We start from the raw sequence: 18,828 nt of genomic DNA on the forward strand, positions 1-18,828 counted from the left end.
CCGATGAAGGCGTTTCGTGAATTCAGATCGACCCTTTCGCACGCGGGTGCTCCCACCTCTCGTGTTGGCCGTGACCGTCGGGCTGGCCGCCGCGATCCCGATGCTGACGAACCGGTGGTTCTACTACTGGGACGACAGCGCAGCGGCCTTCACTCCCGGCTGGAGGGTGATCGGCGAGAGGCTGCTGTCCGGATCGTGGCCGACCCTGCTGCCCGAACTGTGGGCCGGTGGAAACGTCACCGCCGAGGCTCTGTACGGGACGTACAACCCGCTACTGCTCGCGAATTCGGCCCTGATCGCATCGATCCCCAACCTGGCCATCGGCATCACCCTGGTCAAGATGCAGTTCATGGCGATTCTCGCCGTCGGCGTCTATCTCCTGGCGAAGCAGTACGGTGCGCGTACGTCGATGGCCTTCGTTGCCGGATTCGCGATGCCGTTCGCCGGCTACACGCTGTACTTCGACGCCTCGAGTTGGGCGTCGGGCCTGTTCGCTTTCGCGTGGATCCCGCACGTCTGGTGGTCGACGCGCTCCTCCGCCCTCGGCCGAGTCAATCCCATCGTTCCCATTTTCTTCGGCTTCATGGCCATGACGACCGGCAATCCCTACGGTGCCGTCGCGGTGGGTGTCGTGTACATCGCCGTCATTGCAGAAGTTGTCGCCCTCCGCCGTGCCCGACGCATCACGTCGTTGGTGATCAGTGGAGTTTCCGTCCTGGCGATGTCGTTGATCGTCTACCTTCCTCTGGCCTTCACCACCGACGTGTCGGTGCGAAATCAGTCGGGTGTATCGAACGACGGCACCCTGCGGCCCGGGCTGGGCGATCTGATCAACGTCAGCAGCCCCACTCATCTGCCGATGGTCGAGTCGTTCGGGGCCAGCTTCATGACGGTGCCGATCGGTTATCTCGTGTGGTTCATCGTGCCGTTGAGCCCGTGGATTCGGTGGCGCACGTTGGGCAACCTGAGAAGGAGCGCGATATCGCTCGCCGTCTTCGCAGGCGTCTACGGGGTACTGCTTCTCGGACCGTCGAATCTTTGGCTGTTTCGCTGGCCGGTTCGCTTGATCGAGTACGGCCAATTGCCCCTGTTGATCGTCACCGCGGTTGCGGCCAGCGCCGGGCTGCACCGCGAGAGGATTCGACTTCGGGCCTCGATCACCGCCGCCCTCCTGGTGCTGCAGTTCTACCTTGCCTGGTCGAGCGTTCCGGAAGACCTCGGAATCCACGCGTTGGCACTGCTGGTCTGCGGCATTCTGACGCTCGCCGCCATCACCGCGGCCTTCCGAGCACCACGCGCCTTCGGCGGCGTACTCGTCGTCGGAATCGTTGCCACCCTAGCCCTGCAGACCAACGCATGGTTTCAGAGCAACGACAACGTGACACCCTGGCGCTTTCCTCGCCAGGTCGCGTTCATGGAAGACCGCTTCGACAGCAGATACACCGGCAACACCTTCGCCATCGCCGATACGGACTCCATTTCCAAGGACGATCCGACGTCGCAATGGGGCGACCTGGTATTCGGCACTGCGTGGCAAGCCTCCGGGGTCGACGCCGTGAACAGTTACGCGGGGATCAGTTACGAGGACTTCGTCGACGCGTTGTGTCTCAACTACTACGGCGGAGTCACGTGCCCGGACGCGGTGGGCAGGTTGACGGCGACGGCACCGGGAACCAACGTGTCCTGGGCGGATGCGCTCCGACTGGACACGATCATCGTTCAGAACAGTGGCCCCTACGGAAACCTGCGCGCACTCGACGTGCTTCCCCGCGACCGATGGACGATCACCAACTCCGACGTCGTCACCGTCGCACACCGCAACACGCCGCTACCGCGGCCGGATGGCCGCCTCTCGGCCGTCGGCGACGGAGTCACCGTGGTCGGCGACAGTGCCGAGACCGATACCCGAGAGACTGTGCAGTACACCGGTTCCGGAGTCGCAACGTTTGCCTTGCTCGCCTGGCCCGGGTGGACGGCCACTGTCGACGGAACTCCTGCACAAGTGCGCGCAACCGAGGGCGGCTTGCTCCAGGTGGTACTGCCGGAGGGCGGCAGTACCGCGACGATCGAATACACCCCACCGGGCACCACCGGCGGTGTGGCACTCGCCGCAGGCGGTCTCCTACTGGCGCTTGCGCAATCGGTCGTGGTCGGCGTCAGACGACGCCGACCAGTCGATCAGTGAGCCGCCGACTGCGTCGCTTCGTCCACCGCGCGGTGCGCCGGAAGGATCGAGTCGCGTTCTGCTGCAACATCTCCTGATCCAGCGACGAGGTCCAGGAAGTGATTCAGCTGAGCCGAGAGCGGCTCTTCGCTGTATCTGATGGTGGGGATCTCGATGATCGTCTGCTGCTGGTATCCGTCTCGATCGGACGGCATGTCGTCGTCGATGTGCCGATAGACGGTGATGTCGCGGCGGAGAAGGTCGATCTCGATCAGCCGATCGGACTCCAACAGCGACAGCTGCCTGATTTTGCGCTGACTGATTCGACTCGCGGAAATTGTTGCCACAGCGCCTGATTCGAACCGAAGGATTGCATCGGCGCAGTCCTCGGCATGGTTTTCCTTCGATGCCGGATGGAAGTAGCCGAACTCCCCCGCCACCGATTTCGGCTCGGAACCGACGAAAGAAATGGCGAGATCGACGTCGTGAATGAGGAGATCGGTCGCCACACCGGTGGAGATTCGCGATACGAACGGAGAATGTCGAATGCCGTTGACCTGCCACACGTCACCCGCGAACTCACGCGCCGTACGCACCGCAGGGTTGAACCGCTCGAGCAAACCACACATCAACGGAATGTCTCCGGACGCAGCCTTGGTAACCAACTCCGAGCTCTGCTCGTACGTCGCGGCCAAAGGCTTCTCGACCAACACCGGCTTACCCAGTTCGAGAATTCTCGACGCGATGTCGTAATGAGCAGGGGTCGCCGCAGCGATGACCACCGCATCGATACCGGCGAGGTCGTCGAATTCCGCGGCCCAGTCACAGCCGAAGCGCTCGGCGACAGCCCGTCCTTGGCTTTCCCGTGGCTCGACCAGCACAGCCAGATCGCAGCGATCCGACTGGGCAATCACCCTGGCATGCAGAGACCCCATGCGGCCCGACCCGACCAGCGCGACCCGAGGACTCATCACTTCTCCATTGCCGAACGCACGGCCGACACGACGGTGTCGACGTCTCCGACGCTCAAGTTGGCGTGCACAGGAATGCTCAGGCACCGCCGCGACACAGACGTAGCAACCGGGGTGTCCTCGATGACCACGTTCGGATGGTCCCGGTAGCAGTCGTAGTCGTAGGCGGTCTTCGGGTAGTAGATCCCGCTTCCCACGCCGGCATCAGCGAGACGGGAGGCCAACTCGTCCCGATCGATCGGCGCGTCCTCGTCGACCAGAACGGTGTACTGATGCCACACATGCCCTCTGCGCTCCAGCTCAGCGGGGAGCGTCAAACCGGCGACGTCCTTCAAGCCGGTGGCGAGCATCTCCGCGTTACGACGACGCTGCTCGACCTGCGCCCGGTAGCCGGCCAACTGCGGCAGACCGAGGCTGGCCTGTAGATCGGTCATCCGGTAGTTGTGCCCGACCACCTCGTATTGGTAGCGGGCCCGCATTCCCTGGTTACGGAGCACCCGCAAACGATCGGCGACGGCATCGTCGTCGGTGGTGATCATTCCGCCCTCGGCGGTGGTCAAGTTCTTCGTGGCATAGAAGGAGAAGCAGCCGAGCCCGAACGTGCCGACGCCACGACCGTCGAACGTCGCACCGTGCGCCTGGGCCGCATCCTCGACGATGGCCAGGCCGTGCTGCTGGGCGAGAGCGCCGAGGGCAGCCATGTCTGCGGACTGCCCGTAAAGATGAACCGGCATCAGCACTGCAGTCCGGTCGGTGATTCGCGACGCCGCATCGGCGGGATCGATATTGAAATCGCCGGCAGAAATATCGGCAAATCGGACAATGGCACCGGCGTCCAGAATTGCATTCAACGTCGCAACAAAAGTAAAGGGACTGGTCAAAACCTCGTCGCCGGGCTGCAGATCCTGAATTTCCAATGCCGCACCGAGTGCGGTTGTGCCGTTGTTCACTGCCACCGCGTGGTCGGCACCGACGAGCTCGGCGAACTGCTCCTCGAACCGCTTGACCTTGGGACCCTGCGCGACAATGCCGGAACGAAGGGTATCGAGCACTTCACGCTCGACATCTTCGCCGAAAACGACACTGGAAATTGCAATCACTGACATACCCCTCGGACCGATCTGGGTGCGACGGAAACCGTACCGATTCGCATCTTTGCCCGTTGACACTATCGCCTGGCTCGAGGTCCCGGTCACAAGCCTTGCCGCGAGTAACGTTATTTTCTACGACAACGCAGTAAAACCATCAGACACTGGGGAGGCCGATCGACTGTGTCGAACGAGCGCGGACAGGGCTGTCGAATTCACGACACCGCGGTGATCGGCGAAGGTGTCGTCATCGGCGATCGTGTCACCATCGGACCTGGTGCCGTCCTCGTCGGCCCGGTGGAAATCGAAGACGATTGTTGGATCGGTGCACATACGGTCATCGGTACGCCTCCCGAAATCCTCGGATTCGAGCACTTCACCGCGTACTCCGAGCGCAGCGCCGGCTTCGGCGTTCTCATAGAACGGGGCACCGTCATTCGGGAGCTCACCACCGTTCACCAGGGCAGTGAACGGCCGACCATCGTCGGCGCACACTCTTTCATCATGAATCGCATCTCGATCGAGCACGACTGCCAACTCGGGGCCTGCACGATCGCCGCCGCCGGAACCGCCCTTGCGGGTCACGTGACGCTCGGATCGGGCTGCAACCTCGGCATGAACAGCACCGTGCACCAACGTCGAGTGGTCGGCAGCGGCGCGATGGTAGGTATGGGATCGGTCATCACCAAGGACATTCCACCGTTCGCCACCGTCTTCGGCAATCCGGCGGTGCTGCACGGCGCAAACTCCGTCGGTATGTCGCGGAAGGGCCACGACGACGCTGAGATCGACGTCGTCGCCTCCGCCTATGCCGCTGCCCGGCTGCCGGAACTTGCCGCACTCGGCGAAGCCAGCTCCTCGGCTTTCACCTGGTGGCAGCAACTGTCGACCAAACCGCTGATCGGATGACCGACGGCGTAGCCGCTTCGCGCGGAAAGAAGATTGCGGGCAACGTACTGCGCGTAGCGGTCACCGTGGCGATCGTCGTAGCCATTGTCTTCGCAGTGCGATCCCAGTGGTCGGACGTTCGCGACACTGTCGTCTCGCTCGGGATTTGGTCTCTGCTCGGGTCCTCGCTGCTGGTGTTTCTCGGCATGGGAGCAGCAGTGCGCGCATGGCAGCACGCTCTCGGGGCTCTTGCATATCCGATTCCCGCGTTCGACGCCGCCCGCTGCTACCTGGTGGGCCAACTGGGCAAGTACCTACCGGGAAGCGTCTGGGCTTTCGTTCTCCAGACCGAACTGGTTCGGCGGGCCGGCGTCACGCGAGCAGCCGGGTTCGTCGCGGTCCTGGTCACCGTCGGGCTGAGCACAACGTCTGCGCTCGTGGTCGGTCTGCTCGGCCTACCTGCGCTGTTCGACGTCAGCACCATCGCGGCGGTGGCAGTGATCGTGCTGGTCCCGATCGCGTTGACCTGCGCGTACCCGCCTATCCTCACTCGGCTGGTCAATCTGGCGCTGAAGATCCTTCGCCGCGCGCCGCTGCAGTCCCCGCTGACCACTCGCAAAATTGCCCTGTCGCTCGGCTGGTGTGCCGCCAGCTGGGTCCTCTACGGCACCCACTTGTGGATCCTCGCGTCCAGTTCCGCGGGCTTCCGAATCGGCGGGTTGGTGGAGTGCATCGGCGCGCTCGCGCTCGGCATGTGTGCCGGCGTACTGGTCGTCGTCGTGCCATCAGGCATCGGCGTTCGCGAGGCCGTGGTGGTCGCGGCACTGTCGCCTTTCATGGACGCCGGTGTCGCATTGGGGCTGGCCCTGGCATCACGACTGGTGTTCACCATCTGCGAGGTGCTGGCAGGTGCGATCGCCGCTGTATCCGGGTCTAGAGTACTGCGCAACATGTTGGTACACAGCGATTCTCGCGTCCCTGCGGCCTCCAGCCAGCCTTCACCGAACTAGCGGTTCAGGACGGATTCCTTGGCGGCGTAGACGGCTTCGGTTGCATCCTTCTGCGGTCGCCACCATTGCTCGTTGTCGCGGTACCAGTCGACGGTCGCTTTCAGGCCGGCTCGGAAGTCGACGTAGGTTGGCGTCCAACCCAATTCGGTGCGGAGTTTCGTGGAGTCGATGGCGTAGCGAAGGTCGTGGCCGGGGCGGTCGGTGACGAAGTCGAACGCGTCGGGTGAGTGGCCGGTTTCTTCGAGGATGGCTTCGAGGACGGTGCGGTTGTTCGCTTCGCCGTCGGCTCCGATGAGGTAGGTCTCGCCGATGCGGCCGCCGTCGATGATGGCCCAGACGGCGCTGTTGTGGTCGTCCACGTGGATCCAGTCGCGCACGTTCTGCCCGGCGCCGTAGAGCTTGGGGCGTGAGCCACTGAGGATGTTGGTGATCTGACGCGGGATGAACTTCTCCACGTGCTGGTAGGGGCCGTAGTTGTTGGAGCAGTTGGAGATGGTGGATCGGATCCCGAACGAGCGGGTCCAGGCACGCACCAGCAGGTCGCTCGAGGCTTTGGTGGACGAGTACGGGCTCGACGGGTTGTACGGGGTCGATTCGGTGAACCGTGCCGGATCGTCGAGTTCGAGGTCGCCGTAGACCTCATCGGTGGAGATGTGGTGGTAGCGGACGTCGTGTTCGCGGACCGCGTTGAGCAAGGTGGTGGTGCCGATGACGTTGGTGTGCACGAACGGCCACGGATCGGTCAACGAGTTGTCGTTGTGGGATTCGGCGGCGAAGTGGACGACCAGATCCGTCTCGCGAACGAGGCGGTCGACGAGGTCGGCATCGGCGATGTCGCCGTGCACGAAGTCGATGCGGTCGGCCACCGGTTCAAGGGATGCCTTGTTTCCGGCGTAGGTGAGCTTGTCGAGCACGGTGACCTGCGAATCGGGGCGCTGCGCGAGGGTCTGATGTACGAAGTTCGCGCCGATGAACCCGGCCCCACCCGTGACGAGAATTCTCATGCACAGGCACTTTACCGGGGGTTGTCGACGACGGCCGGGCATGTCGCTGCACGGGATGCTCCACTCGAGGCCCCAACGGGGAGGATGCCGGCGATTGGTCCTTCGAGTGGAGCACGAGTTGCACCGCTCAGGCGCTCGGCCATTGTTGTCGGGCGCGCGTGCTAGCTTCTGTTCGACTTCGGGGGGAGTACGTCAATGGGTCTCGGCAAAATTTTGATTCGACTCGCGGCATCGGTAGCGCTGCTGTTCGGGGTCATGTGGGCAATTCCGCAGTTGGCACCGCCGGTACCGGAACCGTACGAGGGTGTACAGGTTCTGCCGCCGGTGTCGCCGAAACCCACGGGCTCGACGACGGCCCCGCCGCCACTGCCACCGGGCTTTCCGTCGATGAACCGTCCGCCACCGAAAATCGAGGTACCCGCCGGGCAGCCGCAGCCCATCGCCTCCAAATTCGGCTGGACCTACGACATTCCTGCGGACTGGGAGAATTGGAATGACGGATTCTCGGAGTGGGTCGGTGAGGACGGGTCGACCGCAACGTACGGCGCAATGGGTCTTCATGGTCGATTCGATTGCGAAGGCGGTGAGTTCGAGTCCTCGGCGATCAGCGGAATGACCGGTCGCCGTGCGGGTGACTTGACGGTTCTCGCCTATCAAGAGGCCCAGAAAGCGTCGATGATCTTCTCCAACGAAGACGGGTCTCTGAAACCCAAAGTTCGGATCGGAGACCCCGAGTATCTGCAGATCGACGGAGCCTCGGCTGTCCGCTACACAGCCCTGGTGGAAGACATACCGGACTCGCCGTACTGCCCTCCTCCCCGCGCGACATTCGACGTCGTCACCACTACTGGTTTCGCCACCGCAGAGGTCGCGGTATTCGTCGTGCTTGCCGACCGTGACGTCGAGAACGCGCTCACCGACGAGGACGTCGAAGGCCTCATCTCCTCACTACGGAAGAGCTCGATGCAATGACCGAACGGCTCACGGCAAGATCATCCGAAATCGCAGGCCTCGGAAATCTTCTCGTTCGCATCGGCGTCGATACTCTGGCCAGTCATCGCTATCTGATCGACAATGCGGGCCTGAGCGAGAACGTGGTCGGGCAAATTCTGCAGCGACTCCAGCCATATCTCGCAGGCTTCCAGGAGATGACGCGCACTCGGCAGGTTCACCTGTCCGACAATTGTGGCGAGATGGGTGCCGAACTCAACAAGGCGGCGTGGCTGTACGCCGACCAAGATCAGCGAAACTACGACCTGCTGAACGCTCACACGACACTTCCACCACTGCCTGGCATCGACCGCGGCAGTTCGGATCACGCCGCGGCCGGGCATGTAGACGAATTCGACGGTGCCACCGACTACGGTCGTCCTCACGGAATCGACTATCCTGCAACCAATCCTGCCATCGACGACCTCCGCGACGTACTCGCCGATGCCTCCGAGTGGCTCGGCGAGATCGACCGCACGATCTTCGAACTCTCCGGGTGGAGTCCGCTACGCGAAGCGACCATCCCCGTCACCGGAAACTGGAACGAACTTCGCCGAATCGGTCAGGCGTACCAGATAGCGGGTGACGCTATGGAAGCTGCCGCGGAGTCGTTCACGGCAGGGGTGCGCCGCGTGGACGGCTACTGGAACGGCGCTGCCGCACAGGCATTCACCGACTATGCCGACCGACAACTGGCCGCAATGCGATGGGAAGGTCCGGCCGGACGAACGATCTCTGCGATCTGTGCGGCAATCTCCGACCAGCTTCGCGAAGCCGCCTTGGCAGTGGTCCGCAAGATCGTCGAATTGCTCGAGTCCGAAGTGGCCGTCGACAACGCCCGCGGTGCCTTGAAGGTCGTGATCAAGAAGGTTCCGGTGGTCGGCACAGCATGGCAAGTCGAAAGCGTCATCGAAATATGCTGGACAGCAATGAATCTGACCAAAGAACTCATCGTGAAAATCGAAAAGGTGGTAGATGACTTCGGCGCCTTCCTCGACGCGCTCGGCGACCCCGACGGCCAAGTGGGCCAAAAGATCGACGACACTCTGGAACCGCTGAACGACTTCCTCGACTACGGCAAGCAGGCCGTCGAAGCGGGGAAGGCAGCAGATATCCGACCGGTACTCGATACTCCTTACGAGGACTTCTCCGTAGGCACCGGCGACGAGCCATGGCGGGACGCATGATCGAGTCTCTGCCTCCGCACGCCCGCGCTGCCTACGACCGCCTGATGGGATCCTGCGGCGAGCTCGAGGCCGCACGCACGCGAGCCCTGAACACCGACCTGACGGCTCGAGTGGGAACGCGGACCGTCACGGCGGAACTGCTGAGCCGACTGGCGTCCTCGCCGCGAGCGTCGGCCGACCTGACCCTCTACGCACGTCGCGTCACATCGGGGGCATGCAGTTGGGAACGAATCGAGGTGGACGCGGACCCGGTGCCACCGGAGGTCGAGGAGCTCAGAGCAGACCCGCAGATCGTGTGGCCGTCGGAATGGCCGACATCGACGAAAGAGGTCCCGCCTCAGCCGTACCGAATCCCGTGGGAATGAGCGACGTCCACGAAAAACTCAGGAGGGCTGAACAGTACGCCCGGCAAAGGCAGCGATGCGCTCGTAAGCGTTTGCTCCCTCGGGTGCCGGCTGCTCCGCATCGAAAGCGCCTCCCCGCTTGTCCTCGGTCAGGTTGGCCGACATGAATACCATCCCCTCCTCCGCCACAGTCTGGTCGAGATCGTCGGTGCCACGTCCGAGTGCAGTCGCGAGATCCCACGTGTGCGCCGACAGTTCGGCAGCAACCATGCCGAGCGGCAACGGTGAACCGGCATCGATCTCGGCCAGCAGTTCACCGGTCCGCTCGATCCACACCGGAATCGGGTCCGACACCGGCTGAGCAGAGGCAGCCCAGTCGACCTCCGCGCCGCGAGCCAGCTTTACGAACTGACCGACGCCATGCACGAGGTGGTCGGTCAGATCGGCCACGGTCCACCCGGCACAGGGCGTGGCCGACGCGCGTTCGTCTGCGGTCACTGCGGAGAGCAGAGCGGTGACCTGGCTGATACCGGTTTCGATCTGGGTGCGGCTCGTCACGATCGTTGTCCTCGGTTCTGTCGGCTGGCGGGGTATGCGGCGAGCGTAGGTGCACCTCGCGGCTCACGCAGCGGAAACGGGGCATGCACAACCGCGCGGTCGACCGGAGGGTCTGGAAGACTGCGCGGTCATGCGGGGAATCATTCTGGCGGGCGGCACGGGCTCGCGTCTTCATCCGATCACGATGGGCGTCAGCAAACAGCTGGTCCCGGTCTACGACAAACCGATGATCTACTACCCACTCTCGACCCTGATCCTCGCCGGGATCCGCGAGATCCTCATCATCACCACCCCCCAGGACGCCGACCAGTTCACCCGCCTCCTCGGTGACGGCTCCCGGTTCGGTATCTCCCTGACCTACAAGGTCCAGCACGAGCCGAACGGCCTCGCGCAGGCGTTCGTGTTGGGTGCCGACCACATCGGCACCGACAGTGCAGCATTGGTGTTGGGCGACAACATCTTCTACGGCCCCGGCCTGGGCACCCAACTGTCCCGCTTCGACACCATCGACGGCGGAGCAGTCTTCGCCTACGAAGTCTCCGACCCCACCGCCTACGGCGTCATCGAATTCGACGCGAACCGCACAGCGATCTCGTTGGAAGAAAAACCCGCCGCTCCGAAATCGAACTACGCCGTCCCCGGCCTGTATTTCTACGACAACGACGTCATCGCCATCGCCCGCGACCTGCAGCCCTCCGCCCGCGGGGAATACGAGATCACCGACGTCAACCGGCACTACTTGGAGGCCGGCCGCCTCCAGGTCGAAGTACTGCCCCGCGGCACCGCCTGGCTCGACACCGGCACCTTCGACTCCCTCCTCGACGCCTCCAACTACGTCCGCACCATCGAACAACGCCAAGGCCTGAAGATCGGATCCCCCGAAGAAGTCGCCTGGAGACGAGGATTCATCACCGACGACGAGCTGCGCGTGCGCGCCGAGACACTCGTCAAATCCGGCTACGGCACCTACCTGCTCGATCTGATCGACCGAGGGAACCGATGACCTTTCGTGAACTGACCATTGCCGGTGCGTACGAATACACCCCACGCCAGTTCGGGGACGACCGCGGCGTGTTCTTCGAATGGTTCAAAGCCGGCCTCTTCGAGGAGACCACCGGCCGCGCGTTGGACCTGTTGCAGGCCAACTGCTCGGTCTCCGCCGCCGGGGTCCTGCGCGGAATCCACTTCACCACCAACCCGCCCGGCCAAGCCAAATACGTCACCTGCGCCCGCGGAGCGTTCCTCGACGTCATCGTCGACCTCCGCGTCGGCTCCCCGACGTTCGGGCAATGGGACAGCGTGCTGATCGACGACGTCGACCGCAAAGCGGTGTTCCTGTCCGAAGGACTCGGCCACGCCATCTTGTCGCTGGAAGACAATTCCACCGTCATGTATCTGTGCAGCCTCGAGTACACCCCGGCCCTGGACCGCGACATCAACCCCCTCGACCCCGCGCTGGGCATCGACTGGCCCACCACCGCCCGCGACGGCACACCCCTGACCTACGAGCTCTCCGACAAGGACACAGCCGCCCCCACCCTCGCCCGAGCACTCGAAGCAGGCAGCCTCCCTGAATTCGAGGTGTGACCCTCCTTCGTGGGTCGGCCGGGGCGACTGGGGATCCGCTGCAAACGCGAGCGCATTCGTCACGCGCGAGCGGATTCGCTGACCAATCCGCGCGCGTCTGGCAAGTGCGCGCGCGTTTGCGAACCCCCGGGGGCGAACCCGGAGGCTCAGCGGATCTTGAAGATCACGAAGCGCTGAACGAGGAAGTTGATGACCGTCGCCGTGCCCTGAGCGACGACGAAGGCCACGTTCGCGTACCAGAAGCCGTCGGGAAGGGCCTGGTAAAGCCAGGTGTAGATACCCACCTGGACGGCAAAGGTGACGCCGTACAGGGCAACGACGGCGAAGAACCGGGCCCGTGACGGAGCCGCATTGAAGGTCCAGCGGCGGTTGATCAAGTAGGCCGTCGTCGTTCCGAGCACGAACCCGATGGCCTTGGCCAGCGTCACACCGACCCCGAACACGAAGTGCAGGAGCAGGTTGACGCCCTGATCGACGATGGCCGACAGCACACCCGTCGCCAAGAAACGCAGGACCTGCGTCTTGAGGTCGAGAGCCGCGTCGGCGATGTTCTCGGTCAGCGGCAGCTCGACGGGTAGCGGAACGTGGTGCTGCAGCTCGTCGTCCTCGGGCGACCAGTCGTCGCCCGTTGAGCCTTCTTCTGCGGAGCGGTCGGGGGTGGACACGAGGACTGACACTAGCCGCTGCTGCGGTGCGGGTACCCTCTTGAGCGATGTCCACGACAGCCGACGACGCACTCTTCCCCCTGGAACCACAGGCCGGGAACACTGCGCCGCTACCCACGCAGACCCGCACGATCTCCGGATTCGGCCGCACCGCGCGATCGACCGGAGAGGTGCTCGCCACCTCCGACCCCGAGCTCATCGCGAACGCGGTCAAGCAGGTCGCCGAGCAGAACGACTCCAAGCCCTCGTACCTGCGACGAGGCGTCATTCCACGTGGCCTCGGCCGCTCCTACGGTGACAATGCGCAGAACTCCGGCGGGCTCGTCATCGACATGACGGCGCTCAACCGCATCTACAGCATCGACACCTCGACGCGGATCGTCGATCTGGACGGCGGCGTCAGTCTCGACCAGCTGATGCGCGCTGCCCTGCCGTTCGGCCTGTGGGTTCCGGTGCTGCCGGGTACGCGTCAGGTCACCATCGGTGGAGCCATCGGCTGCGACATCCACGGCAAGAACCATCACAGTGCGGGTAGCTTCGGCAACCACGTCCGCTCGATGGAACTGCTCACCGCAGACGGTCAGATCCGCCACCTGACGCCGACGGGCAAGAACGCCAAGCTGTTCTGGGCAACGGTCGGCGGCAACGGCCTGACCGGCATCATCCTGCGCGCGACCATCGAGATGACGCCGACCGAAACGGCGTACTTCATCAACGACGGCATCCGCACCGAGAGTCTCGACGAGACCGTCGCCGCTCACCAGGACGGCACCGAGGACAACTACACGTACTCGAGCGCCTGGTTCGACGTCATGAGCGCACCGCCCAAGCTCGGGCGCGCGACGATCACTCGCGGATCGCTGGCCAAGTTCGACGAACTTCCCGCGAAACTGCAGAAGGATCCACTGAAGTTCGACGCACCCCAACTGTTGACGGTGCCGGATATCTTCCCGATCAGCGGGCTGAACAAGCTGTCGATGAGCATGATCGGCGAGGCCTACTACCGCATGGGCGGGAACTACACCGGCAAGGTGCAGAACCTGACGCAGTTCTACCACCCACTCGACCTCGTCGGTGAGTGGAACCGAGGCTACGGCCCCAAGGGATTCCTGCAGTACCAGTTCCTCGTTCCGACCGAGGCGCTCGAGGAGTTCAAGGACATCATCCGTTTCATTCAGCGCTCCGGTCAGTACTCGGCACTCAACGTCTTCAAGCTGTTCGGCCCGGGAAACAAAGCGCCACTGAGCTTTCCGATGGCCGGCTGGAACGTCGCGATGGACTTCCCGATCAAGGCGGGCCTGAACGAGATGGTGCGCGAGCTCGACAAGCGCGTGCTCGAATTCGGTGGTCGTCTCTACACCGCGAAGGATTCGCGCACCGACGCCGAAACCTTCCACTCGATGTACCCGCGGATCGACGAGTGGATCAAGGTCCGTCGATCCGTTGACCCCACAGGCGTTTTCGCCTCCGATATGGCTAGAAGGCTGGAATTGCTGTGACGATAGACGCCGTAGGTAACCCACAGACGATTCTCGTTCTGGGTGGCACCAGCGAGATCGGTCTCGCGATCACCGAGGAGTACCTGTCGAAGTCTCCGGCACGTGTCATCCTTGCCGCGCTGCCGAACGACCCACTGCGCGAGAGCGCCGTCGCCCAGCTGACCGCCAAGGGCGCGAAGTCCGTCGACGTCATCGACTTCGATGCACTCGATACCGCGTCGCACCCGAAGGTCATCGACGCGGCCTGGGCCAAGGGTGACGTCGACGTCGCCATCGTCGCCTTCGCCGTCGACTTCGATGCCGAGCAGCTCTGGCAGGACCAGCGCAAGGCCGTCCTCGCCGCGAACATCAACTACACCGCTTCGGTGTCGGTCGGCGTGTTGCTCGGCGAGAAGATGAAGGCGCAGGCATACGGCCGCATCATCGTCATGTCCTCGGTGGCAGGCGAGCGGGTTCGCCGCTCCAACTTCGTCTACGGCTCCACCAAGGCCGGACTCGACGGGTTCTACCTCGGACTCGGAGAAGCGCTGCGCGAGTTCGGTCCTCGGGTCACCGTCGTTCGTCCGGGCATGGTGCGCACCAAGTTCAGTGCACACGTCAAGGAAGCGCCGATGACCGTCGACAAGGAGGTCATCGCGAAGCTCGCAGTGAATGCGTCACGTAAGGGCACTCCGCTCATCTGGACTCCCGCACCGTGGCGTCTGGTGATGATGGTGCTGCGGCACGTACCGCGGCCGATCTTCCGCAAGCTGCCCATTTAACTGCATGACTGTCGGGGTTGCGCCGGCGCGCAGGACTGCTTCTGCCGTCGGAGAAATAGTTGCCGGAGTCCTCGTTGCTGTCGTGGTGGCGACGGTCGGGTTGTACGCCTTCTCACTGGTTCAATGGCCGGCGTTCAACTCGTCCAACGTCACTCGCGCCCTGACAACCCTGGGCCAGGTAGTAGCTGCGGCGCTGTTCGCCACGTCGATCTATCTGTACCGAATCCACAAGTGGCCGTGGATCGCTCGCCTTGCCGCATGGATCGGTCTGTCCGGGTTCGTCACTGTCACCCTCGGTATGCCCCTGGCGGCAACCAAGCTGTACCTGTTCGGCATCTCGGTCGACCAGGAGTTCCGCACCGAATACCTGACGCGCCTGACCGATTCGGCGTCGTTGCGCGACATGACGTACGCCGACATCCCGCCGTTCTACCCCGCCGGTTGGTTCTGGCTCGGCGGACGCGTCGGCAACGTTTTGGGCATGGACGGGTGGGAAGTATTCAAGCCCTACGCAATCGGGCTGCTCGCCGTCACATCGGTGGTGGCCTTCGTACTGTGGAAGGCACTGATCCGCAGCGACTGGGCCGTCGCCGTCAGTGCCGTCACCACTGCACTCGTCGTCGCTTACGCCTCCCCCGAGGCCTACAGTGCGGTGATCGTGCTGTTGTTCGCTCCGGCACTGGTTCTCGCGTGGGGTGCGTTGCACAGGAAAGCAGCCGGCGGATGGGGAGCGGTAGTCGGCACAGCATTGTTCCTCGGACTGGCCGCGACGTTCTACACCCTCTACCTGGGCCTGGCCGCATTCACCGTCGTACTCATGGCTCTGTTCGCCGCCGTTCTCGCGTATCGCGAGCGAAAGACGTGGCGCGCACTGGCGCCCATCGCGATCAAAGTCGCCGCGATCGCCGCCATCTCCGGCGTCATCGCCGCGACCGTGTGGCTGCCGTACCTCATCGACTTCTTGCGTGGGGCGCCGTCGACGTCCGGCACAGCCCTGCATTATCTGCCGGAAGCCGGTGCGACGCTGCCCTTCCCGATGTTCGAGTTCTCGATGATGGGAGTTCTGTGCCTCATCGGCACGGTGTGGGTCGCGGTGCGATTCTCGTCCTCGCGCCGGGCGCAGGCACTCGGCGTCGGCGTCGTCTCCATCTATCTGTGGACACTGCTGTCCATGGCCGCCACGGCCGCGGGCACCACGTTGCTTTCCTTCCGGCTGGAAGCGGTCTTGATCGTATTGCTCGGCAGCGCAGGCGTTTTCGGCTTCCTCGAAGGAAGTCACGCGATCTACCAGGCCATCAACGAACCGCCCAAGTTCCGCATCGCTGCCGTCGTCGTGGCCGTCGTCGGTGCCATGGCCTTCGCGCAGAACATCCCCCAGGTACTGCAGAGCGAGATCACCGTCGCGTACTCCGATACCGACGGTGACGGCAACCGCGCCGACATGCGCCCACCGAGCGCGGTCTCGTATTACCGCGAGGTCGACGACGCCCTCACCGAGCAGACCCGACGTCCGCGCGACGAAACCGTCGTCCTGACCGCAGATACCTCGTTCCTCAGCTACTACCCGTACTTCGGCTTCCAAGGACTGACCTCGCACTACGCCAATCCCCTGGCGCAATTCGATCAGCGGGCCGACGCCATCGAGCAGTGGACCGAGCTGGAGACACCCGATCAGATGATCGAGGCGCTGAACACCAGCCAGTGGCGCGCGCCGGACGCCTTCCTGTTCCGACGCGGTGCCGACGGCTACACCCTGCGCCTGGCCGAGGACGTCTACCCCAACGACCCGAATGTGCGCCGCTACACCGTCACCTTCCCCGAGTCGCTGTTCGAGGATCCGCGCTTCACGGTGACGGATATCGGGCCCTTCGCGCTGGTCGTCCGTACTGCTTGACCTACCAAATCAGTAGGTGTAGTTGATACCTCGGGAGAACGTGAATCCGCCCGCCGGTGCGGTGCACCCGATTATGTCGTCGGGACCGGACTTGCACACGACGCCCTCGGCCGCGAGTACCTGGCCGAGTTCGAGCACTGGAGCGTTCACGTTCACGTAGATGCCTTGCGTCGTACACAGATTTTCCGGGCCCGCGGCGGTAACGCGAACAGCGACCTTGTCGTTCTCTGCGTTCGAGCACTGGGGCCCCTCGAAAGGATTCCTACCGTCCACGGCCTGACACCCCACTCGGCCCTCAGGCCCATCGGCGTCCCAGATGCCGCAGTGAATGTTGCCCGTCGGCGACACGAAGTTGTATCGACCACTCTCCGTCCGGAACGTCGCGGGGTCGACGTTGCCTGGTTCGTCTCCCGACGGCTGCAAGATCGCACCACCACCACCCGGCACCAGGTCGGCTGCTTCCTCGGGCGTTCGCGTCGGCGGAGCGAGAGTCGATTCCTGTGGGGATTCGACCTCGAGCGCAGTCGACGGCTCCGCCGTGGACGACCGGGCGGTGGTCTCTGCGGGCACCGGTCTCGGGTCCGACGCTGAACTGTTGTCCACTTCCCCACTGGTACAACCACTCAGAGCCAAGACGCACAACGCCGCGACGGGAAATAAAGACTTTCCAGCAATCACGTCTTCTCTTTTCTTCCGATTCGAAGCGGGGACCCTCATCGACGTCAGCGGGCCGGCACGTCGAAGGTTGGGCTCGGCGTGTGCGCAGCGCTCGTCCGGAAGGTGACCGTGACCGGGCCCGCGCCGGTATCGATGTCCACGTACGGATTTGCCACGTTCGGCCCCTGGAACCGCCAGCTCGCCACCCGGTGTTCGACGGTTCCGCGAAGGCCGGTGTTGTGGTTGAGCCAGTCCGAATAGATGGTCAGGTAGCACTCGTAGTCGGCCGATCCAGCCCACGCGGGGCTGTACAAGTGGGTGGTGAAATTCGCGCGAATCTCGTTGGGGGCGTACCCACTCTGGACATTGACGTCGACGGTGCCGCCGAGGCACTGGGGGACCTCGGCGAGCGTGAAGATCCGTTGCTGCGGCGAGTAGAACATCTCCTGGGCACCCGCGTGCGCGGAGCTTGCGCCGATCGCTGCCGCGAGCGCGCAGGAGAAGACGATCGAACGTCTGATGGCGGGGTGCTTCATCGTGACCCTCCGTGGATCTGAGTTGGGATGACAGAACCGAACATAACAGTTGCCTATGCGGAAAGTGTTAGAGTTGCCATCATGGAAAGCCATCCGTCGCCAGACGATGCCCACGATCTCCTGGGTGCAATCCACGCCGACCGTGTGTCTCTCGCCGATCGTCTCACTGCGCCGTTCTGGCTCTACCCGGCCTTCGCCGCATCGACCGCCCTGTACGTAGGCACACCGGCATTGCCGGACGGCAAGGTCAGTGCGGCGCTCGCAGCCCTCCCTGTTGCCCTGGCCGCAACATTGGCTCTGCTCTATCCCCGCATATCCGGGGTGCGGCCGGCAGCAGTGGGTGTCACCGGATGGGGTGTTCTCGTCGGGCTCCTGGTGAGCGTCCTCGGCCTGTTGAGCGTGTCCTTCGGCGTGGTGGCGTCGCTGTCTGCATGGTGGGTTCTCCTGCCGCAGGTCGTCTGCTTTGCGATCGTGCTGTTCGGGGGCCGTCTGTTCGACAGCGAATACCGACGCCATCTACACGTCGGAGGCATCCGGCAACTCACCGGCCGCCGGAGCATCTGGTCGTGACCGAAAATCCGAGTGTCGAACCGAGATTCGACTCCGTCATACATGCTCCGATCCGCCTGCGAGTCTGCGGGCTTCTACGCCGAATCGACGAGATCGACTTCGCGGTCATTCGCGACACCCTTCGGATCAGCGACGCTTCGCTGTCGAAACACCTCAAAGCTCTCTCCGACGCCGGCTACGTCTCGATGAACAAGACTGCGTCGCTCTCGCGTTCGGACGCACGAAGGGTGACGTGGGTGAAGCTGACCCACGTCGGCCGTCAAGCGTTCGACTCCCACATCGCCGAACTCCGTGTCATCGCCTACGGCCACCCGGAACCAGCGTCGTCTCTGCCACCGGTTCGGACGTGGGTTCCCACATTCGGACCGACACCGGAGTTAGGTTGAGCAGGCAGGCCGCTACCTGCCGATGTGACCCAGGTCGTTCGGGTTTTCGCCTGTCGTGATCTTTCTGTA

At 63.7% G+C, this 18,828-nt stretch carries 20 protein-coding genes; 13 read left to right on the forward strand and 7 right to left on the reverse strand.

What is annotated here, in order from left to right; translation table 11 throughout:
- Positions 1 to 16 precede the first annotated feature (16 nt).
- Positions 17 to 2,185 carry a hypothetical protein gene (locus O4220_RS00520; protein WP_269601611.1) on the forward strand — a complete coding sequence of 723 codons (2,169 nt, stop codon included), beginning with the start codon at positions 17 to 19 and terminating at the stop codon, positions 2,183 to 2,185.
- Here O4220_RS00520 and O4220_RS00525 read toward each other — a convergent pair.
- Together O4220_RS00525 and O4220_RS00530 are read right to left on the reverse strand one after the other, a co-directional pair.
- Entirely contained in the window at positions 2,179 to 3,135 is a 957-nt protein-coding gene (locus tag O4220_RS00525) for a Gfo/Idh/MocA family oxidoreductase (RefSeq protein WP_269601612.1), read from the reverse strand. The genes O4220_RS00520 and O4220_RS00525 overlap by 7 nt on opposite strands.
- On the reverse strand, positions 3,135 to 4,235 hold the full coding sequence (locus tag O4220_RS00530; RefSeq protein WP_332112790.1) for a DegT/DnrJ/EryC1/StrS family aminotransferase: 1,101 nt from the start codon (positions 4,233 to 4,235) through the stop codon (positions 3,135 to 3,137). The genes O4220_RS00525 and O4220_RS00530 overlap by 1 nt, the downstream gene beginning before the upstream one ends.
- 171 nt (positions 4,236 to 4,406) lie before the next feature.
- Between O4220_RS00530 and O4220_RS00535 the strand changes: the two genes are divergently transcribed.
- Positions 4,407 to 5,132 carry a DapH/DapD/GlmU-related protein gene (locus tag O4220_RS00535; protein ID WP_269601614.1) on the forward strand — a complete coding sequence of 242 codons (726 nt, stop codon included), beginning with the start codon at positions 4,407 to 4,409 and terminating at the stop codon, positions 5,130 to 5,132.
- Positions 5,129 to 6,121 carry a lysylphosphatidylglycerol synthase transmembrane domain-containing protein gene (locus tag O4220_RS00540; RefSeq protein WP_269601615.1) on the forward strand — a complete coding sequence of 331 codons (993 nt, stop codon included), beginning with the start codon at positions 5,129 to 5,131 and terminating at the stop codon, positions 6,119 to 6,121. Before O4220_RS00535 ends, O4220_RS00540 begins: the two co-directional genes overlap by 4 nt.
- Here O4220_RS00540 and rfbB read toward each other — a convergent pair.
- On the reverse strand, positions 6,118 to 7,125 hold the full coding sequence (gene rfbB / locus O4220_RS00545) for a dTDP-glucose 4,6-dehydratase (RefSeq protein WP_269601616.1): 1,008 nt from the start codon (positions 7,123 to 7,125) through the stop codon (positions 6,118 to 6,120). The genes O4220_RS00540 and rfbB overlap by 4 nt on opposite strands.
- Positions 7,126 to 7,320: 195 nt before the next feature.
- On the opposite strand from rfbB, the gene O4220_RS00550 reads away from it, so the two are divergent.
- The 3 genes from O4220_RS00550 to O4220_RS00560 are packed head-to-tail and all read left to right on the forward strand — an operon-like array spanning position 7,321 to position 9,667.
- Entirely contained in the window at positions 7,321 to 8,097 is a 777-nt protein-coding gene (locus tag O4220_RS00550) for a hypothetical protein (RefSeq protein ID WP_269601617.1), read from the forward strand.
- The gene (locus tag O4220_RS00555; RefSeq protein WP_269601618.1) at positions 8,094 to 9,302 is read left to right on the forward strand and encodes a WXG100 family type VII secretion target; all 1,209 of its coding nucleotides are present in this window, start codon (positions 8,094 to 8,096) and stop codon (positions 9,300 to 9,302) included. Before O4220_RS00550 ends, O4220_RS00555 begins: the two co-directional genes overlap by 4 nt.
- Positions 9,299 to 9,667, forward strand: a complete 369-nt coding sequence (locus O4220_RS00560; RefSeq protein WP_269601619.1) for a hypothetical protein — start codon at positions 9,299 to 9,301, stop codon at positions 9,665 to 9,667. Before O4220_RS00555 ends, O4220_RS00560 begins: the two co-directional genes overlap by 4 nt.
- Positions 9,668 to 9,685: 18 nt before the next feature.
- Here the strand turns inward: O4220_RS00560 and O4220_RS00565 are convergent, their stop codons facing one another.
- On the reverse strand, positions 9,686 to 10,204 hold the full coding sequence (locus tag O4220_RS00565) for a maleylpyruvate isomerase family mycothiol-dependent enzyme (RefSeq protein WP_269601620.1): 519 nt from the start codon (positions 10,202 to 10,204) through the stop codon (positions 9,686 to 9,688).
- Positions 10,205 to 10,334: 130 nt separating this feature from the next.
- Between O4220_RS00565 and rfbA the strand changes: the two genes are divergently transcribed.
- On the forward strand, positions 10,335 to 11,207 hold the full coding sequence (gene rfbA, locus O4220_RS00570) for a glucose-1-phosphate thymidylyltransferase RfbA (protein WP_269601621.1): 873 nt from the start codon (positions 10,335 to 10,337) through the stop codon (positions 11,205 to 11,207).
- Entirely contained in the window at positions 11,204 to 11,791 is a 588-nt protein-coding gene (locus O4220_RS00575) for a dTDP-4-dehydrorhamnose 3,5-epimerase family protein (protein WP_269601622.1), read from the forward strand. Before rfbA ends, O4220_RS00575 begins: the two co-directional genes overlap by 4 nt.
- A 146-nt stretch (positions 11,792 to 11,937) precedes the next feature.
- On the opposite strand, the gene O4220_RS00580 is transcribed toward O4220_RS00575, so the two are convergent.
- Positions 11,938 to 12,456 (reverse strand): GtrA family protein, encoded by a 519-nt coding sequence (locus O4220_RS00580; RefSeq protein WP_420030290.1) that lies wholly within the window; start codon positions 12,454 to 12,456, stop codon positions 11,938 to 11,940.
- 47 nt (positions 12,457 to 12,503) lie between these two features.
- Between O4220_RS00580 and O4220_RS00585 the strand changes: the two genes are divergently transcribed.
- Genes O4220_RS00585 through O4220_RS00595 form a run of 3 tightly spaced genes read left to right on the forward strand, consistent with a single transcriptional unit; the run spans position 12,504 to position 16,610 of the window.
- A complete protein-coding gene (locus O4220_RS00585) occupies positions 12,504 to 13,955 on the forward strand; it encodes an FAD-binding oxidoreductase (RefSeq protein ID WP_269601623.1) in 1,452 nt (483 codons plus the stop codon).
- Positions 13,952 to 14,716 carry a decaprenylphospho-beta-D-erythro-pentofuranosid-2-ulose 2-reductase gene (locus tag O4220_RS00590; RefSeq protein WP_032381093.1) on the forward strand — a complete coding sequence of 255 codons (765 nt, stop codon included), beginning with the start codon at positions 13,952 to 13,954 and terminating at the stop codon, positions 14,714 to 14,716. The genes O4220_RS00585 and O4220_RS00590 overlap by 4 nt, the downstream gene beginning before the upstream one ends.
- A gap of 4 nt (positions 14,717 to 14,720) precedes the next feature.
- A complete protein-coding gene (locus tag O4220_RS00595) occupies positions 14,721 to 16,610 on the forward strand; it encodes a galactan 5-O-arabinofuranosyltransferase (protein WP_269601624.1) in 1,890 nt (629 codons plus the stop codon).
- A 9-nt stretch (positions 16,611 to 16,619) separates the two neighbouring features.
- On the opposite strand, the gene O4220_RS00600 is transcribed toward O4220_RS00595, so the two are convergent.
- The gene (locus tag O4220_RS00600; RefSeq protein WP_269601625.1) at positions 16,620 to 17,213 is read right to left on the reverse strand and encodes a hypothetical protein; all 594 of its coding nucleotides are present in this window, start codon (positions 17,211 to 17,213) and stop codon (positions 16,620 to 16,622) included.
- A gap of 119 nt (positions 17,214 to 17,332) precedes the next feature.
- Positions 17,333 to 17,803 (reverse strand): hypothetical protein, encoded by a 471-nt coding sequence (locus O4220_RS00605; protein ID WP_269601626.1) that lies wholly within the window; start codon positions 17,801 to 17,803, stop codon positions 17,333 to 17,335.
- A gap of 81 nt (positions 17,804 to 17,884) precedes the next feature.
- On the opposite strand from O4220_RS00605, the gene O4220_RS00610 reads away from it, so the two are divergent.
- Together O4220_RS00610 and O4220_RS00615 are read left to right on the forward strand one after the other, a co-directional pair.
- Positions 17,885 to 18,373: a hypothetical protein gene (locus O4220_RS00610; RefSeq protein ID WP_269601627.1), complete on the forward strand. Its 489-nt coding sequence runs from the start codon at positions 17,885 to 17,887 to the stop codon at positions 18,371 to 18,373.
- Positions 18,370 to 18,759: a transcriptional regulator gene (locus tag O4220_RS00615; protein ID WP_269601628.1), complete on the forward strand. Its 390-nt coding sequence runs from the start codon at positions 18,370 to 18,372 to the stop codon at positions 18,757 to 18,759. Before O4220_RS00610 ends, O4220_RS00615 begins: the two co-directional genes overlap by 4 nt.
- Positions 18,760 to 18,828 lie beyond the last annotated feature (69 nt).

It is taken from the genome of Rhodococcus ruber, from assembly GCF_027270735.1.
Lineage (GTDB): Bacteria > Actinomycetota > Actinomycetes > Mycobacteriales > Mycobacteriaceae > Rhodococcoides > Rhodococcoides rubrum_A.

Excerpts from the sequence above, each read along its gene's own strand:
- O4220_RS00540 (WP_269601615.1), top strand. The coding sequence starts at position 5,129 with ATGACCGACGGCGTAGCCGCTTCGCGCGGAAAGAAGATTGCGGGCAAC.
- rfbA (WP_269601621.1), top strand. The coding sequence starts at position 10,335 with ATGCGGGGAATCATTCTGGCGGGCGGCACGGGCTCGCGTCTTCATCCG.
- O4220_RS00575 (WP_269601622.1), top strand. The coding sequence starts at position 11,204 with ATGACCTTTCGTGAACTGACCATTGCCGGTGCGTACGAATACACCCCA.
- O4220_RS00595 (WP_269601624.1), top strand. The coding sequence starts at position 14,721 with ATGACTGTCGGGGTTGCGCCGGCGCGCAGGACTGCTTCTGCCGTCGGA.
- O4220_RS00605 (WP_269601626.1), bottom strand. The coding sequence starts at position 17,803 with ATGAAGCACCCCGCCATCAGACGTTCGATCGTCTTCTCCTGCGCGCTC.
- O4220_RS00610 (WP_269601627.1), top strand. The coding sequence starts at position 17,885 with ATGGAAAGCCATCCGTCGCCAGACGATGCCCACGATCTCCTGGGTGCA.
- O4220_RS00525 (WP_269601612.1), bottom strand. The coding sequence starts at position 3,135 with ATGAGTCCTCGGGTCGCGCTGGTCGGGTCGGGCCGCATGGGGTCTCTG.
- O4220_RS00560 (WP_269601619.1), top strand. The coding sequence starts at position 9,299 with ATGATCGAGTCTCTGCCTCCGCACGCCCGCGCTGCCTACGACCGCCTG.
- rfbB (WP_269601616.1), bottom strand. The coding sequence starts at position 7,125 with ATGAGAATTCTCGTCACGGGTGGGGCCGGGTTCATCGGCGCGAACTTC.
- O4220_RS00585 (WP_269601623.1), top strand. The coding sequence starts at position 12,504 with ATGTCCACGACAGCCGACGACGCACTCTTCCCCCTGGAACCACAGGCC.
- O4220_RS00550 (WP_269601617.1), top strand. The coding sequence starts at position 7,321 with ATGGGTCTCGGCAAAATTTTGATTCGACTCGCGGCATCGGTAGCGCTG.
- O4220_RS00555 (WP_269601618.1), top strand. The coding sequence starts at position 8,094 with ATGACCGAACGGCTCACGGCAAGATCATCCGAAATCGCAGGCCTCGGA.